The organism is Arthrobacter sp. Y3221160, assembly GCF_059092585.1.
In genome coordinates this window covers 2,550,751-2,565,697 of record NZ_JBNHHU010000001.1, presented here as the reverse complement: position 1 = coordinate 2,565,697, position 14,947 = coordinate 2,550,751, and the positions used below count along the sequence as shown (strand labels likewise).

At 61.5% G+C, this 14,947-nt stretch carries 13 protein-coding genes; 3 read left to right on the top strand and 10 right to left on the bottom strand.

From position 1 onward, the window contains the following. Window positions 1-270 precede the first annotated feature (270 nt). Window positions 271-717, bottom strand: a complete 447-nt coding sequence (locus tag AC5RWG_RS11960; RefSeq protein ID WP_494167019.1) for a hypothetical protein — start codon at window positions 715-717, stop codon at window positions 271-273. 611 nt (window positions 718-1,328) lie between these two features. Between AC5RWG_RS11960 and AC5RWG_RS11955 the strand changes: the two genes are divergently transcribed. Then, on the top strand, window positions 1,329-1,829 hold the full coding sequence (locus AC5RWG_RS11955; protein WP_494167018.1) for a hypothetical protein: 501 nt from the start codon (window positions 1,329-1,331) through the stop codon (window positions 1,827-1,829). A 46-nt stretch (window positions 1,830-1,875) separates the two neighbouring features. Here AC5RWG_RS11955 and AC5RWG_RS11950 read toward each other — a convergent pair whose 3' ends face one another. The 9 genes from AC5RWG_RS11950 to AC5RWG_RS11910 all read right to left on the bottom strand — a co-directional run bounded on the left by AC5RWG_RS11950 (window position 1,876) and on the right by AC5RWG_RS11910 (window position 13,133). Further along, window positions 1,876-2,001 (bottom strand): hypothetical protein, encoded by a 126-nt coding sequence (locus tag AC5RWG_RS11950; RefSeq protein WP_494167017.1) that lies wholly within the window; start codon window positions 1,999-2,001, stop codon window positions 1,876-1,878. Between the two features lie 33 nt (window positions 2,002-2,034). Further along, window positions 2,035-3,186: an XdhC family protein gene (locus AC5RWG_RS11945; protein ID WP_494157437.1), complete on the bottom strand. Its 1,152-nt coding sequence runs from the start codon at window positions 3,184-3,186 to the stop codon at window positions 2,035-2,037. A gap of 96 nt (window positions 3,187-3,282) precedes the next feature. Beyond that, window positions 3,283-3,843, bottom strand: coding sequence for a (2Fe-2S)-binding protein (locus tag AC5RWG_RS11940; protein WP_494167016.1), 561 nt, complete (start codon window positions 3,841-3,843; stop codon window positions 3,283-3,285). Beyond that, entirely contained in the window at window positions 3,840-7,202 is a 3,363-nt protein-coding gene (locus AC5RWG_RS11935) for a molybdopterin cofactor-binding domain-containing protein (protein WP_494167015.1), read from the bottom strand. Before AC5RWG_RS11935 ends, AC5RWG_RS11940 begins: the two co-directional genes overlap by 4 nt. Before the next feature lie 56 nt (window positions 7,203-7,258). Then, window positions 7,259-8,227: a CobW family GTP-binding protein gene (locus AC5RWG_RS11930; RefSeq protein ID WP_494167014.1), complete on the bottom strand. Its 969-nt coding sequence runs from the start codon at window positions 8,225-8,227 to the stop codon at window positions 7,259-7,261. 5 nt (window positions 8,228-8,232) lie between these two features. Continuing rightward, on the bottom strand, window positions 8,233-9,438 hold the full coding sequence (locus AC5RWG_RS11925; protein WP_494157433.1) for an amidohydrolase: 1,206 nt from the start codon (window positions 9,436-9,438) through the stop codon (window positions 8,233-8,235). Further along, window positions 9,428-11,110 carry an amidohydrolase gene (locus AC5RWG_RS11920; RefSeq protein WP_494157432.1) on the bottom strand — a complete coding sequence of 561 codons (1,683 nt, stop codon included), beginning with the start codon at window positions 11,108-11,110 and terminating at the stop codon, window positions 9,428-9,430. Before AC5RWG_RS11920 ends, AC5RWG_RS11925 begins: the two co-directional genes overlap by 11 nt. A 65-nt stretch (window positions 11,111-11,175) precedes the next feature. Next, the gene (locus AC5RWG_RS11915; protein ID WP_494110304.1) at window positions 11,176-12,798 is read right to left on the bottom strand and encodes a solute symporter family protein; all 1,623 of its coding nucleotides are present in this window, start codon (window positions 12,796-12,798) and stop codon (window positions 11,176-11,178) included. Continuing rightward, entirely contained in the window at window positions 12,795-13,133 is a 339-nt protein-coding gene (locus tag AC5RWG_RS11910) for a DUF485 domain-containing protein (RefSeq protein ID WP_494167013.1), read from the bottom strand. Before AC5RWG_RS11910 ends, AC5RWG_RS11915 begins: the two co-directional genes overlap by 4 nt. Before the next feature lie 288 nt (window positions 13,134-13,421). Here AC5RWG_RS11910 and AC5RWG_RS11905 point away from each other — a divergent pair, with 288 nt between their 5' ends. Both AC5RWG_RS11905 and AC5RWG_RS11900 read left to right on the top strand, forming a co-directional pair. Next, on the top strand, window positions 13,422-14,222 hold the full coding sequence (locus AC5RWG_RS11905) for an IclR family transcriptional regulator (RefSeq protein WP_494157430.1): 801 nt from the start codon (window positions 13,422-13,424) through the stop codon (window positions 14,220-14,222). A 70-nt stretch (window positions 14,223-14,292) separates the two neighbouring features. Next, window positions 14,293-14,922, top strand: a complete 630-nt coding sequence (locus AC5RWG_RS11900) for a nucleotidyltransferase family protein (RefSeq protein ID WP_494157429.1) — start codon at window positions 14,293-14,295, stop codon at window positions 14,920-14,922. Window positions 14,923-14,947: the final 25 nt, after the last annotated feature.

Here is a 14,947-nt window from a genome sequence, read left to right as displayed (position 1 = left end):
CACAAACCAAGAAGTCGCGATCACCGGCGAGCGCAGAATCAGGCCCCGCATTAACAGCGACGGCGGTAATAGTCGCTGCCGAAAAGCTCTTTGCCTCCCCGACCTCGACCCGGGCCGACCTGGACCCCAAACCGCCCGTCAGTTCCCCACGAACTCCCCACGAACAGTTCGACCCGATGCCACCCGCACCCATTGGGACTTTCCGGACCGGCAGCCGGAGAAGTTCCCCCGTGAGGGGTCCATCGAACAACGCATCTGACGCTGGTCAATTCAGTCGATAGTCGAGCGGCGCCTAGCGTAGTGCCGGTGCACCTCGCTCGTCAGGCGTACAAACGCCTCTAGTTTCTGGTCCTTCGTTGGCTTTACTGGCAACTTTCCCAACTCAGTTGCAAGTTTGTAGAAGCCTGCACCTTCATCGTTCGAATTCCGATGCGTTACGAGGGCTGAAAGCATGATCCCGTGCTCTGCGTTAGTCTGTTTTGATATCTCCCCAAGAAGCCGTCCGATCGCTGCCCGCTCTGATTCCTGGTCGAAATTAAACGGCCGGTGTCCCGGCGCCTCGGCGATCGCACGATTCAAGGAGCTATAGTCTGTCATTCCCTGTCCCACAGCAACTGACACGAGGAACCGCTCCGCAGCGTCGCGCATCTCTTCCCATTCGCTTTCGCTGCGCCCGTACATGCTGTCGGCCCTTTTCCGGTCACCTTGTTTCGCCATGACCCAGAATTACCACAGCGCCCGCGGAAAGTCTGGATAATACTCATTCCGGTCGCACGCGTCGTCACCACAAGTGCGAATTCCGTGCCATCTTCTCAATGAGCATTCCAATGCTATTTGGCCAGCCCGAGCATTGTGCTCCACAAGATTGGCGGCGGCGGCGCTCACGTCGCCCGGTTCTGCCGCCGCCGGGCGTGGACCACACCGGCAGCTGGCCGCTCCGCTGCGGCGGCCTGCAGGCCGTCCCTCTCGCCGAAGCGGCGAATGATCGTCTGGACCGTCGTCTCAGCAATCGGCCACCTTGCCGAGCGTCACCGCGGCCAGGCTTTCCTCCGTGAAAAGGTCCACCGTGGCAGCCAGGATTTGGTTAGCCGTGGCCGCGGTTATTTCGGCCCGGAAACCCATCACGACGGCGGTGCCCGCCTCCTGCCTAGGGGCAGCTTTCAGTCACTTCAGACACGTCTCGTCCCACTAAAAACGCAGGTTTCGGAAAGCTGCAACAACGTTTCGGCAGGTTAGCCGCAAGGAGGGCCTTTGCGGCGGTCGGACTCGTTAGTTTCGAAGGGTGGCGGGCACTGGGCCCGGCCACCTCATCCGAACACGGAGTACACATGACTGCAATCCGCAAGATCGCCGCCGGCTTCCTCGCAGCCGCCCTCCTGGCCGGCGGAAGCGCCACCGCCGCATCCGCCGCTAGCCTTGAGCCCGTCACCGAACCGGTCATCACCGCACCCGTCAGCGCCGAGCCGGCCGTGACCGAGGCCGACGTCAAAGCCGCCAAGGCCGCCTTCAAGGCAGCCCAGAATAAGGCCCGCACCACCGAACAGCAGGCCCGCGCCACCGCAGCCGCCGAGCTGAAGGCCGTGTCCAAGAAGGCGAAGCTCGCCAAGGGCAAGGCAGTGAAGGCCGCACAGCTGCAGGTAAAGAACCTGCGCGCAGCCCAGACCGCTGCTCTGAAGGACCTCCGCGTCAAGAACCGAGTGCTCGTCAACGAAGCCCGCACTGCCTACCAGGCGGTTGCCGACGCTTACGAGGCGCAGCTCGCCGCCGCACAGCCGGTTGTTGAAGACCCGATCATCGAAGAGCCCGTCGTCGAAGAGCCCGCCGCCTAACCTGCGGACAGCCATAAGGGGTGCCGTCCCACCGGGGCGGCACCCCTCATGTTTTCAGCTTGCTGCAACGGCGGGGGCCGAGCATCTGCCGGTCCCCGTCAGCGGCTTGTCGGGGCCAGGCTGCCCGGACGGCCTCGAAGACTTCGAGCGGGAAGCGCAGGCGGTTCTCCACGCTGCCGCCGTACTCATCGGTTCGCTAGTTGGCCTAGAGCCTCTGACGGTGTATTGGCCCTCGGGATTCTGTCAGTGGCCCGCCGGGTCTGCCGTACTTGTTCGCGATGATCTCGGAAACTATAGAGATGGCGGTTTCGTGCGGGCTTCGGGCGCCGAGGTCCAATCCGATCGGTGATCTCAGGCGGGCGATATCGGACTCGCTCACCCCCGCTTGCCGGAGCAGGTGGAGCCGTTCGTCGTGAGTTTTTCGCGAGGCCATAGCTCCTACGTAGGAAACCGGGAGTTGCAGGGCCAGCTGTAACAAGGGGATATCGAATTTCGGGTCGTGCGTCAGCACACAGATCACCGTGCTGGCGTCGATGGCTCCTTTGTCGGATTCGTCCTGCAGGTGCTTATGGGGCCATTTGCACACGACCTCATCGGCTTGGGGAAAGCGGCGAGCTGTGGCGAAGATCGGACGAGCGTCACACACGGTGACGTGATAGCCGAGCAGTTTCCCCGCGTCGGCTAAGGCCGCGGCGAAATCAATCGCACCGAAGACCAGCATCCGCGGCGCCCGCTTGAAGGCGCGAATGAAAACGCGCAGGCTGCCGTCCGGCTGTTGTCCCTCAGGCTTGTAGACCAGGCTTCCGGCATCCCCTGCCCCAAGGAAGGCGACGCCTTGGGTGAAGACGGCACTGCTGAGCACATCGGATCCAAGGCTCCCCTCGAAATGATCCCGGAAAATCAGCAAGTGTCTGCCTAGTTTGTCGGTGGGACCATCGATGATTGTCGCCAGGGCCACGGTTTCCTGGTTCCTGATCGCTGCGGCTAACCGGCCGAATTCCGGGAAGGACTTTCTGGTAACCAGTTCTGTGAAAACGTCCAGCCTTCCGCCACAAGTCAGCCCGGCGGCAAAGGCGGTTTCATCCGCGTACCCGAAGTGTTCCACGGCACAATGCACACTGGAATTGAAGAGCTCCTCCGCCACAGCATAAACGGACGCTTCGATGCATCCTCCGGAGAGTGACCCGATGACGGCACGTGAACTGCACTCTGCAATCGCCTCTGGCCCGGCCGGTCCAATGCCCATAGCGGTGCCGAGCGGCATTGGGGCGGACCCCTGCCCGCCGACGATGGTGGCCAGCGCGAAAGACTCCCCGTTATTCCACCACCTAAGGTAATCCTCTATATGGCTGTCCACGTGCTGCTCCTTGTGCGGCAACGGACGGAACCATGAGGTGCCGCATCCAAAAATTTTCGATGGCGCACGTTGCCGACCTTCGCAATTCCTATCGAGCTATACTCGGCCGCTGGGGGAAGGCCGGGTTCCGTGCTGATGATCTACCTGATCCTTTTCGTCGGCGGGAAGTCGCTGGATGCGCTCCCCAGGATCCGTGGCGGAGCCCTCCAAGCCGGCACGGATGGCCCGGATGATGCCGGCGTACCCCGTGCACCGGCAGACGTTTCCGGCCATTTCCTTTCTGACCTCCTCGTCGGTCAGATCTGTACCGGTTTCAGCAATCCTCCGCAACAGGGCATGGCTGCTGAGCATTTGGCCCGGGGTGCAGAACCCGCACTGGAAACCACCGTGTTCGGCGAACAGAGCGTCCAGGCCTGCCCCGCTCTCCCGAAGGCCTTCTATGGTCAGGATGTCTTCATCTACTCGGGCAGCCAAGGTGATGCAGGCCTGCTGTGTGCTTCCGCCGACCAAAACAGTGCAGGCCCCGCATTCACCAACCCCGCAGGCCTCCTTCGTTCCGGTTAAGCGGAGCCGATCCCGCAACACCGTCAGCAGCCGCTCGACTGAATCAATTTCCACTTCGTGGTGCTCGCCGTTGACTGACAACAGTTTTCTCATGGGACTTTCACCTCGAACAGTTCATTGAGGGCGGCCCGCAGCACGTTCCCCGCGGCAAATGCCTTCCAGTGGTTGTCCCGGAGCGGGTTCGTCGACTCGAGCCACGCGGCAACACAGCGTTCCACCGCTTTAGGAGTAAATGCCGTGCCTTCGAGCATTCGCTCGAGGGCCTGTTCCCGCCGAGGGCAGGGCGAAACACCGCCAAGCACAATTCTGACGTCGCTGCCCACGCCCGCTAGCGGCTGGGCCGCCGATACCGCGACCGCAAGAACGGCGAAACCCCCGTGCCACAGCGAGAACTTACGGTAAACCGTTGACCGGGCAAGAGCAGCCGGGGGTACAGAGATCTTGGTGATGATTTCATCGTCCCGCAGCGTCACCTCACCGGGGCCACGATACAGATCGACCGCCTGCACGTTGCGCTTCCCGCCCCTGCGGTCAACTTCCAGCACGGCGTCCAGCGCAATCAACGTAGTGGCCAGGTCCGAGGGAGTGACCGCTTGACAGCGGTGTCCATCTTTGACCGCGTGGTGGAAGCGGTGGTCGCCGAGCACCGCGTAGCAGGGACGGGTAGCGCCGCCGCGTTTGTAGCAGTCGAAGCCGTTACGGTAAAACCAGCAGCGTTTGGCCTGGCAGAGATTGCCGGCCACGGTGCCGACTTGGCGGATTTGCGGCGTCGCGATTTCGTGCGCGGTTTGCCGTAGGGCCGGGCCCACCGCCGGATTCTGTGCCAGTTCGGCCAGCGTAACGGCAGCTCCGATATGCACTGTGCCATCGCTGGTGGTGGTGACTCCGGTCAGCTGCCGGTTCAACGTCAGGTCCACCAATACAGGCTTGATCGGGAGGCGCTGGCCTTCCAACGCCAAGATATCGGTTCCACCGGCAAGCGGCATCCTGTCGTTCCCGGCCGCGAGCTCGGTGAGGATTTCCGCGTGTGACTCCGGCCTGACCAGATCACGGACGCGGCCAGCCACCGGCGTGGGCTGAACGACCGGCCCCAAGTGTTTCAGCACCTTGTGAAGACCCAGCGGGTAGGCACGCCGAATCGCTTCCACCCACCACCTGTGAATGTCAGTTCCCAACGCACCCGCCCGCTGCTTCAGGCCGTCGCGCTCCCGCAGGGCTTTGATGACGACGTCGGGGGTATGCGGTGCCTGTCGCAGCCGTAGCCCTGTGGCGTGGTGAATAGCGTTGGTCACGGCCGGACCGATGGCCATCAGCGGGATTTCGCCGAGCCCCTTGGCCCCGAAAGGGCCGGCCTTATCGGCTGTCTCAATGAACACGGTATGGATACCGGGGGCGTCCGAGGCCCGAGGCACCACGTAATCGGCATAGCTGGGATTGACGACCCGGCCCTCCTCAAAGATTAGTGATTCCCCGAGTACCGCTCCGATGCCCATGACGACCCCGCCTTCGACTTGCCCGCGGGCAGTGTTGGGATTGAGGATCGTTCCGGAGTCGTGGGCTGCTACGACCTGGATGACCCGAACTGCTCCGGTGTTCTGGTCGACTTCCACCTCCACGGCATGGGCAGCAAACGAATACGTCGGCGCAATATCCTCATACCCGTTGGGGTCGGCAGGCCGGGCCAATCCCCGGAACTCCGACTCGACGGTTAAGCATTCGTCGCCGGGTGCCGCGAGCCCCGCCAAAGTGCCGATGTCGATTGCGTCCCCGGAGTATACGGCTTGGCCTTCGTCCCAGTGGATGTCCTCCGGACTGGCGTGGAACTTTTGTGCGGCCGCCGTCACGAGGATTTCCCGGACTTCTTCGGCCAGTTTTTTAACGCTGCTAACTGAAACGAAGCTGCCGCGAGAGGCCCCTGCTCCGGCATCGTGGGGCGTGTGTTCAGTATCGGTTGCCAGTATCGAGACGTTCTCCAATTCGATGCCCAGAACTTCGGCCATCGCTTGGCAGAGTAGTGTCTTTTGTCCGGTACCTGCATCACCGCATCCTGAGCGGATCCTCACCCGTCCGTCAGGAAAGACGTCCGCAGCGGCCGCTGAGGTCAGCATGTTCTCGCGTGAGAGCCCGGTGACATGCATTGCGCAGGCGACGCCGACGCCTCGCCCGTTGCCTCCCTGGGCCCGTTTACGGTCCCAATCGATTTCCTGCCGGACAGCCCGCAAGCATTCTTTGAGCCCGCTGGATTTGATTTCCCAGCCAGTAATCGACTTCTCTGCCGGCTCGGACACAGCGTTTTGCAGGCGGAAGTCAATGGGGTCGATGCCGGCCTTTTCGGCAAGTTCATCAATGGCGCATTCAAGGGACCAAGTGACCGCATAGCCCCCAGCACCGCGGAACGAGGAAGGCGACGGCTTGTTGGTGTAAACGCATCGGCCGTCGCCGCTGTAAGTGTCCCAGCGGTAAGTGGAGCCGAGCGCAATCGATCCGTAGTCCATTTCGCCGGGACCGGCTTGGTTGTAAGCTCCGTTGTCGACGTCGAACGCGGCACTGAGCCCAGTGACGTTGCCCTCGCTGTCGCAGCCGAGCACCAAGGAGGTATCCCAGCTGAGACGCCACTTCGTGAAGGCAAACTCTTCCGATCGGGACTGTTTCAGTTTGACCGGACGTCCGGTGGCCAGGCTGAGCGCACACACGAGCCCTTCGGTGCTGGAGGTTTGGGTACGTCCGCCGAAGTCTCCGCCCACCGTCAGCTCGTGCATCCGTACTGCCTCCGGAGCCAGGTCGAATAGCTGGGCAAGGTCGCGGTGTATCAGCCGCGGGTTCTGCGAAGGGGCCCACACGTGGAGGCAGTTCTCTTCTGCCTGCCAATGCGCTATCACGGTATGCGGTTCCATCGTGGCGTGTGTCTGTCGTGTCGACAAGTACCGTGACCGGACGGTGTGCTCCGTCGGAACCTGCAGAGCTGTCGGTGAAGCGTACCGGCGGCTGACGGTGTGTGCCACGTTCCCGTTTTTCGCCCCTGCGTGGATCGCAGGGGCCCCTGATGTTGCCGCTTTGCTGACCGTGTCGAGGACGGGGAGGCGTTTGTACTGGACGCGGATGGCTTCCAGAGCCCGCTCAGCCTGATCAGCGGTTTCGGCTGCGACCAATGCGACGGGCTCCCCCACGTACCGGACCTTATCCGCAGCTAAAATTCGCCGGTCACTATCCACCGCCCGGTAGTCCAGATAGAAGTTGTCCGTCACGTCCCCGGCAGTCAACACCGCGTGAATACCTGGAAGTTTCCGGGCGCCGGAAACATCGATTCCCAGAATGCGGGCATGTGGGTGGGGGCTGCGCAACACCCCGGCAACCAATTCGCCCGGCAGGACGATGTCGGCGGCATACTTTGCCGATCCGCTGGTCAGCGCGGTCCAGTCAACGTGCCTTGTCGGGGTTCCCACCGTCGACATGGATGTTTCCTCCTTGTGTTCCCGCCGCACCGTCCTCAGCCACTCCCAATTGCCAGTCACGCGGCGGATTGGTCCGGCTGTGAAAGGCAGTTGTTAAAGCTGCGCCGCAGGATGTCCTCATCAAGGTTGTGGCCGATGACCACCATTCCGCGCCTGCCTTTAGCGCTGTCCTGGGCAACGTCTTCCCAGGCGACAGAACCCGAGACGACGTGGACTGCTGACGTCCTGATTCCCGCCGCCCCGGAGATTTGCACGATGCCCTTTGCCCGCACCACACTGTCCGGCAAGCCCTCCAACCAGGAAACCAGTTTCGCTTCGTCGAGCGGCGCTTCCAACGGAATGCTGACGCTGGTCAGGGACGGCGCATGTTTGGCATGTGCCGGTCCGGGATGAGAACTTTTCGCCTTGCGGCCCTCCGGCTTGGAAGAGGGCGACCCAGTGATCAAAGATGCCACGTCGAGGGAGGCCCACCCTGTGGTGAGGACCTCGGCCGAGGAGTTGAGCAGCTGCAACCCGGTGCAGATCTGTTCGACAACTTCGTTGCTGACCAAATCAGTCTTGCTTAGCAACAGAATGTCGGCATGCGTGATTTGGTTATAGGCCGCCTCTGCAAACTCGAGATTCTTATCAAAGTTTGCGGCGTCCACCACGGTGATCGTTTGGTGCAGATGCAAACCATCCGACAGCGGCGGGCTCGCCAGCCTCTCCATTACCGGACCAGGGTCGGCGAGTCCGCTGCTTTCCAGCAGGATGTGGTCGAACTGCGCTCCCCCGGAGGCCAGCGCGCTTAAGGCCGCTTCCAGGTCGCCGCGGCTTGCACAGCAAACGCAACCGTTCGCCAACTCGACGATATCCATTCCCTCCGCTTGGGAAATCAGGGCGCCGTCAATGCCCAGTTCCCCGAACTCGTTAACCACGATGCCAATTCGGAGCCCTTCCTGCTGCCCCAGTACGTGATTCATCAGCGTCGTCTTGCCGCTGCCCAAAAAGCCGGTAATCACCGTCACGGGAGTAGTTGCCTTCATTTTTGCTACCTTCCTTCCGCCAGTTCAGCCTGTCCCGCCAGCGCCCCGAGGAGGGTTCCCCGCACGTTCTGGCGGGTAGCCGCGTCGACGATGGTCGCTGCAAGCGACTGGGCGCCGTCCGCTAGCGAACTGTCGGCCACTGGCGTGGCACAAGCCGCAGCGAACTCGGGCTGGTGGTTGACGATGGGCCATGTGCCCAGCCCGATGAATGGCTGGATCGTCGGCATCACCTGCGAGACGTTGCCGACGTCGCTGGAAGCCAGGAACCCGTTCATGTTGGGATCCGGGGTGAAGTCCCTTCCCAGCGCCTCGGCGTTCTCGCGGTAGAGCTTGGACAACTCCGGGTCCGACTTCAGTTCTGCATAATGGCGATCTCCGCCTGTGAACCGGTGGGTGCAGCCGGCGGCGTGGGCGCCTCCTTCGAAGCAGGCAGCGACCCTTGCTTCCAGTTCCGACAACTGGGCCACGTTCGCCGCCCGCAGAACATACTCGGCCGACGTGTGGGCCGGGATGATATTGGGTGCATCCCCGCCGTGAGTGGTGTACCCGCTGACCCGCGCGTCCTTGTCCATATGCTGCCGCAGGAGCCCGAGGGCGACTTGGGCAATGTTCAAAGCATCGGCAGCGTTTCGTCCCTGCTCCGGGGCAGCCGACGCGTGCGCCGGTCGCCCCCTCATCTCAACGAGCATGCTGCTGGCGGCGATCATTTGAGGCATGGCCGCTTCAAAGGGTGTGGGATGGACCATCAAGGCGGCGTGAACACCGTCGAATCCGCCTCGCTCCAGCATGAGCAGCTTGCCCCCGGCAGCGAGTTTTTCCTCCGCCGGCGTGCCCAGTACCGTCAGCGTCACCCCTAACTCATCGGCAAGTGGTGCCAAGGCTGCCGCAGCAGCAAAGGCAGTAGCGGCGATCAGGTTGTGGCCGCAGGCGTGGCCAACACCAGGGAGGGCGTCGTACTCCGCCAATAAAGCGATGTTGAGGTCGCCGGATCCAATCGAAGCACGGAAGGCAGTGGGCAGCCCGCAAATTCCGGCCTCGACCGTATATCCGGCGCCGGCCAGTGCCTCGCCGAGCCACCTGCTGGCCTTCTCTTCCTCGAAGCCAATTTCTGGGTTGGCGTGGATGCGGTGGCTGAGTGCGACGGCGGTCTCGTGGCCCTGGGATATTCTCTGGCCGAGGTGCTGCTTAATCATGTTCGCCTCAGCGCTCATGGACCAACTCACCGCCAACGTAGGTCTGTAGGACCTTGAGTTCGGCGACCTCTTGGTCGGCACAGGTGAGGATGTCGCGGTCGAGAATGGCGAAATCTGCCAGCTTTCCGACTTCAATGGAACCGCGGGTGTCTTCCTGCCAGCAGGCGTAGGCATTATTGATCGTGTACATGCGCAGCATGTCCTCACGGCTGATCTGCTCACCGGGCAGCAGGACACCGGCCATGGTGTCACCGGTCAACGCCGAGTACTGGCTGAGGAACGGACGGTCGGGGTCGTAGACGACTGCCGGGTTGTCCGAGCCACCGGTTACGACCAGACCGTTGTCGATCCAGGACTTGATGGGCATCCCCCAGTCCCGGACGGTACGGCGCCAGGGATCGGAATCGGACATCTTGGCGATCCGGACTTGTTCCATAATCTGGTTCATCCGCATCGACCGGGCCGAAGCGTAATAGGCCAGGAGGGAGTTCGAAGCAATGATGGCTCCGAGCTTGCGCGCACGTTCGTAGTGCTCCGGTCGTTGCAGCCCGAATCCGTGCTCGAAGGTGATGCGCCTGCCCAGGACCGGGTTGTCCAGCGCTGCTTCTTCCAAGGCGTTCAGGACCGTTTCCGTCGAATCATCGGAGCCGCCGGTATTGATGTGGATTGCCATGTTCCAGTTGCGGCGGTTGTACTCGTCGATGAGGAACTTCAGCTTTTCCTTGGTGTAGGCCCACCATCCGTCATTGACGACGACGAGCTTGATGCCGTTCAGGCGCAGCATCGAATCACCCAAGTGCTGCTTCGGACCGAAGTACGAGTCCAAGGAGTTGAGCACTTCCTCCTCCGACATATAGCGGGCGGGGAGGCCAAGCAGCACGTCGGTCCGCGTCTTGAGCAGACCGCGGCGGTGAGCTTCGGTCAACGAATCGAGTTCGTCTATGGAGGTGCCCATGTCACGTACCCCAACTACGCCGCAGGCGTGGTAGATCTCCTGCTGGGCCATCAACGCCTTGATCTGGGTCTCCTGGTCGAAGTACAGGAAGTCCCATTTCTTGATGGGTTGGTTGGCGGCCCGCCACCAGGCCTTGCGCGCCATATCGCCGGCGCCGGCTATGAGGTGACCCGTGGGCTCGCCGTCGTCGTCGCGGACGATCCAACCTTCGGGCTCCACGGGCTGCGGGGTATCGCGCGTGATGCCCGCCATGCGAAGGGCATAGGTGTTGCAGATGACGTTCTTGCCGGACTGGAAGATATACACCGGATGCTCCGGCGCCACCTTGTCGAGGTCGTGCCGGTTGGGGAAGCGTCCGTCCTTAAGAGCACCCCGGTACATGCATGAGGTGCCGATCCATTCACCCGCAGGTGTTACATCCACTCGCTCCTTAATAGCTCGGAGGATTTCGTCAATCGACTGGAGGGCCGCGATATTAACCTTGGCCTCCCCGTCCAGGGCATCCATCCCGGCCAGCGAGAAGTGCACATGGTTGTCCATCTGTCCCGGTACCAAGGTCTTGCCACGCAAGTCGACGCGCTTCGTGCGCTTGCCGGAGAGGGCAGAGACTTCATCGGTGCCTCCGATGGCAACGATCTTTCCGTCAAATACCGCCACTGCCTCGGCGGTAGAGAACTCCTTATCGACGGTCACAACGTTTCCGTTGGTCAGAATGAGGTCGGGTGCGAATTCCATCGTCATGTCCTTTGACTTCCTATCTTGCATATTCTCGTAAAACGACTTTCAAAATTTGGGCTGATTTACTGGGCCCGAGCGCCGCTGAGGGCCCGCAACTCGAGTTCGTCATAGCCTTCCTCGGCGGCAGCATCACGCTTTGACAGGGCGCCGATGACTGCGAAGATAAAGCCCGCCGGTACGGACACCAGTCCCGGATTGGTCAAGGGGAACCAACTGAAGTCGACCGAGGGGAACAGCGAATTCGCGGCTCCAGAAACGGTCGGAGAGGAAACAACCAGCAGCACCGCGGTTCCCAGTCCGCCGTATATGCCCCAGAGTGCTCCCCTGGTGTTGAACCGGCGCCAGAAGAGGTTCAGCAGCAGCGACGGCACGTGGGCGGAGGCGGCAATCGCCATGCCGAGGCCAACGATGAAGCCAATATTCAACCCTTGAACGGTGAGGCTGATGATGATGGCGGCGATGCCGATCACTCCCGCGGCGATGCGTGCGACGCGGACTACCTGCGCATCGGTTACCTGGCCGCGCTTGATCACATTGCCGTAGATGTCGTGAGAGAACGTCGTGATGGCAGAGACCATGATGCCGGCGACAACGGCCAGAATGGTGGCGAATGCGACGGCGGAGAACGCCGCCATGAAGAGATCCCCGCCCATCGTGCCGGCACCGCCGCCCAACTCCCGGGCGAGAAGCACGGCGGCAGTGTTGCCGCCCCCATTCGAAGCGGCAATCGCCTGCGTACCGACGATGGCCACGGCGCCCAGGCCCATGACCAGAACCACGGAGAGGGTGAAGACCGCCTCAATGCCGAAGAGCCACAGAGCCGATTTTCTGGCAGTCTTGTCATCACTGACGGTGTAGAACCGCTGGAAGACGTGCGGCAGACCGATGAACGCGAGCGTTACTCCTACGCCGAGACTGATCAGGTCCAACGGGTTCTTGTACTGCAGGCCGGCCTCCAGGAACTGGCTGCCGTGGCCGCTTCCGCCAACGGCCGCCGTCATCAGCGCACCCAGGTTGAAGCCAAAACGGGACAGCACAAGTATCGCCATCACCAGCACCATGCCCATGAGGATCACTGCCTTGACGATCTGCACCCAGGTCGCTCCCCGCATCCCGCCGAAGATGGCGTAAATCGTCATCAGGATGCCGACCACTACGATAGTGGCGTTCTTGACGGCAGGACTGTCGGCGCCGATCAACAGCCCGAGCAAAGCCCCGGCCCCGACCATCTGCGCAATCAGGTAGAACACGGAGATTGTCAGTGAAGACAGGCCCCCGGCCAGCCGCACCGGCCGCCCCTGCATCCGGAAGGACAGGACGTCAGAGACGGTGAAACGCCCGGTGTTGCGCAAATACCCGGCCAGCAGCAGCAACAGGATGAACGCTACGACGTTGGCGATGCCGAACATGAAGCCGTCGAATCCGAAGAGCGAGACCAGCCCGACACTGCCCAGGACGGCTGAAGCGGACAGCGAATCTCCGGCCATGGCCAGGCCGTTCTGCCGCCCGGTTAATCCTCTGCCGGCAGTGAAGAATTCGTCCCGGGATTTTTTATGGCGTGCAGCCCACCCGGTGATGCCAAAGGTAATGAGGACGATGAGGCCAAAGAGTCCCAACGTCAGTGGACGATTGCTCTCCAGCCCGGACGCCGCTGCCTGAGTAGTTACCGCTACGGTCGATATCATTTCTCCCCCTCCGAGCTTTCTCCCCGCATCTTTGCGATGAGCGACTGGTTTGCAGCCGTGTGCCTCATGAACATGACCGCGATGACCAGAGCCACCACGACCTGGGACCAAACGAAAAGGAACCCAAGATTAACCGACCCAAAGACGGGAACTGCCATTGCTCCCGGCGCATAGCCGACAGCCCAGAAAAGCAGCAGGACATAAATCCAAGCCACGGCGCCCGCGACGAAGGTGAATCTTCTGGACTTACGCCTTAGCTCACTGAACTCTGCGGTTGAGCGCAGATTGGATGTGTATTCGCTTGATAACGTCGTGTCGGTGTCTTGATTGGACATTTTCGTCCTCCCTGAGTGGGTGAATGAAGTTGCGAAGCCGATCCGCGATGATTGAAGACTCGCCAGCAGCGCTGCTGCGCTGCCGCGTTCGAACCCTTGCTACAAAACGACCTCTGCCGCCGGAGCGTCATTACTCCGATATTTCGCTGAGGCGAATGTTTGCCTAATTATTCTGTTCCGGCGAATCCCTCTCAAGTATGGTGGAGAGTGTGACGTGCGTCAACATATTTCGATAGATTTCGGTCATTATGTTCGACTAGGCGCTCCTGAGTGTGCAAGAATTCGAGCATGCGAAATAAGCCGGAGGCGCCGCTATTGAACGAGAGCGTGGACCGGGCGCTTCAGCTCATCGTGTATTTGCGGGAGGCCGGCACAGTATCGGTCAAAGATGCTGCCGAACATCTGGCGGTCGCCCCGAGTACGGCACACCGTCTGCTCACGACCCTGGTGCAGCGCCATTTCGCGGAGCAGATGCAGGACCGGCGTTACAGGCCCGGTCGGGAAATCGCGAACGATAGTGCGGATCCGATTACCGTGGCGCGTCTGCGGGAAATCGCGCGGCCGTCAATGATGTCTCTGGCCCAGTCATTGCAGGAGACCGTACAGCTGGCCATCCAACGCGGGGGCAACATCGAGTTTGTCGACGGCGTAGAGGGTGAAAACCTGTTGAGAGTCAGCTGCCGGTTCGGCGTACAGATCCCGGCTTTTGCTTCTGCTGGCGGCAAGGCGCTTCTGGCGCAACTGAGCGACACCGATATAGAGCACCTCTATATGGACGGTGTTCCAAGCTGGCCGACGAGCGACATCGAGACGGTCAGTGATGTGATCGAAAACCTTCGCGAAACCCGCTCTGCCGGATACGGGACGAACTTCGAAGAATCGGAGTCGGGAATCATCGGAATCGGATCGGCGATCTATGGCCCACGGGGTGAGGTTCTCGGCGCGCTGACGGTAGCCGTTCCTGCTTCCCGCTTTCAGTCCACACAAATCCCGCAAATCGCACATATGCTAAGGCAAGCAACAGCCCAAATCAGCGACCGCTTCGAGTATGGATCTTCCCCTAAACAGGCTCAGGCTGCTGCGGAGTAGTGCGCCTGCCGATGGACTTTCCCCGGCTCTCCGGCCCGCTCCGGGGCTCAACCGCGGGTTGGAACAAACAATGAGGCAGCGCCAACTGTCGGGTTTGATCCTGGCCGCAGGAGGCGGAGCGCGGCTCGGAAGCCTCACCAAAGCCCTCCTCGTATATCGGGGGGAATACCTCATCGATCGGCTTGCACGAACCCTGCAGGAAGCGGGATGTTTTCCGGTCACAGCGGTTTTGGGCTGGAAAGCTGACGAAGTACTGCAGACAGCGAACCTACTGGGCATTCACGTGCTTGTGAATGACGAATGGGCCAAGGGCATGGCCAGTTCGTTTCGTCAAGGGGTCACGGCAGCCGCTCCATTGGAGGGGGATCTCCTCGTTTCGGTGGTGGATCAGCCGGGGATTTCAAGGCAGGCCATCGACCGGCTTAGAAGCGAACATGGCAGTGGCCGGGTTGCGGTGCCGCTCTATCAGGGAAAACCCGGCCACCCGGTCCTTTTCGACGCCAATTTGGCACGGGATGCCGCCGTGGAGGCTTACGGTGATGTGGGCGCGAGAACGTTCCTACGGCAAAATCCAGACGTGGTGGACTATGTGGACTGCACCGACCTCGGGACCGGGCTGGACATCGATAGACCGCAGGATCTGCGCCTGCTAGAGACGGACATTTTTCACGGGGGTGAGCGCTGCATCGGCGATCAGTAACGTCTTTGGACGCAATCTCCCACTT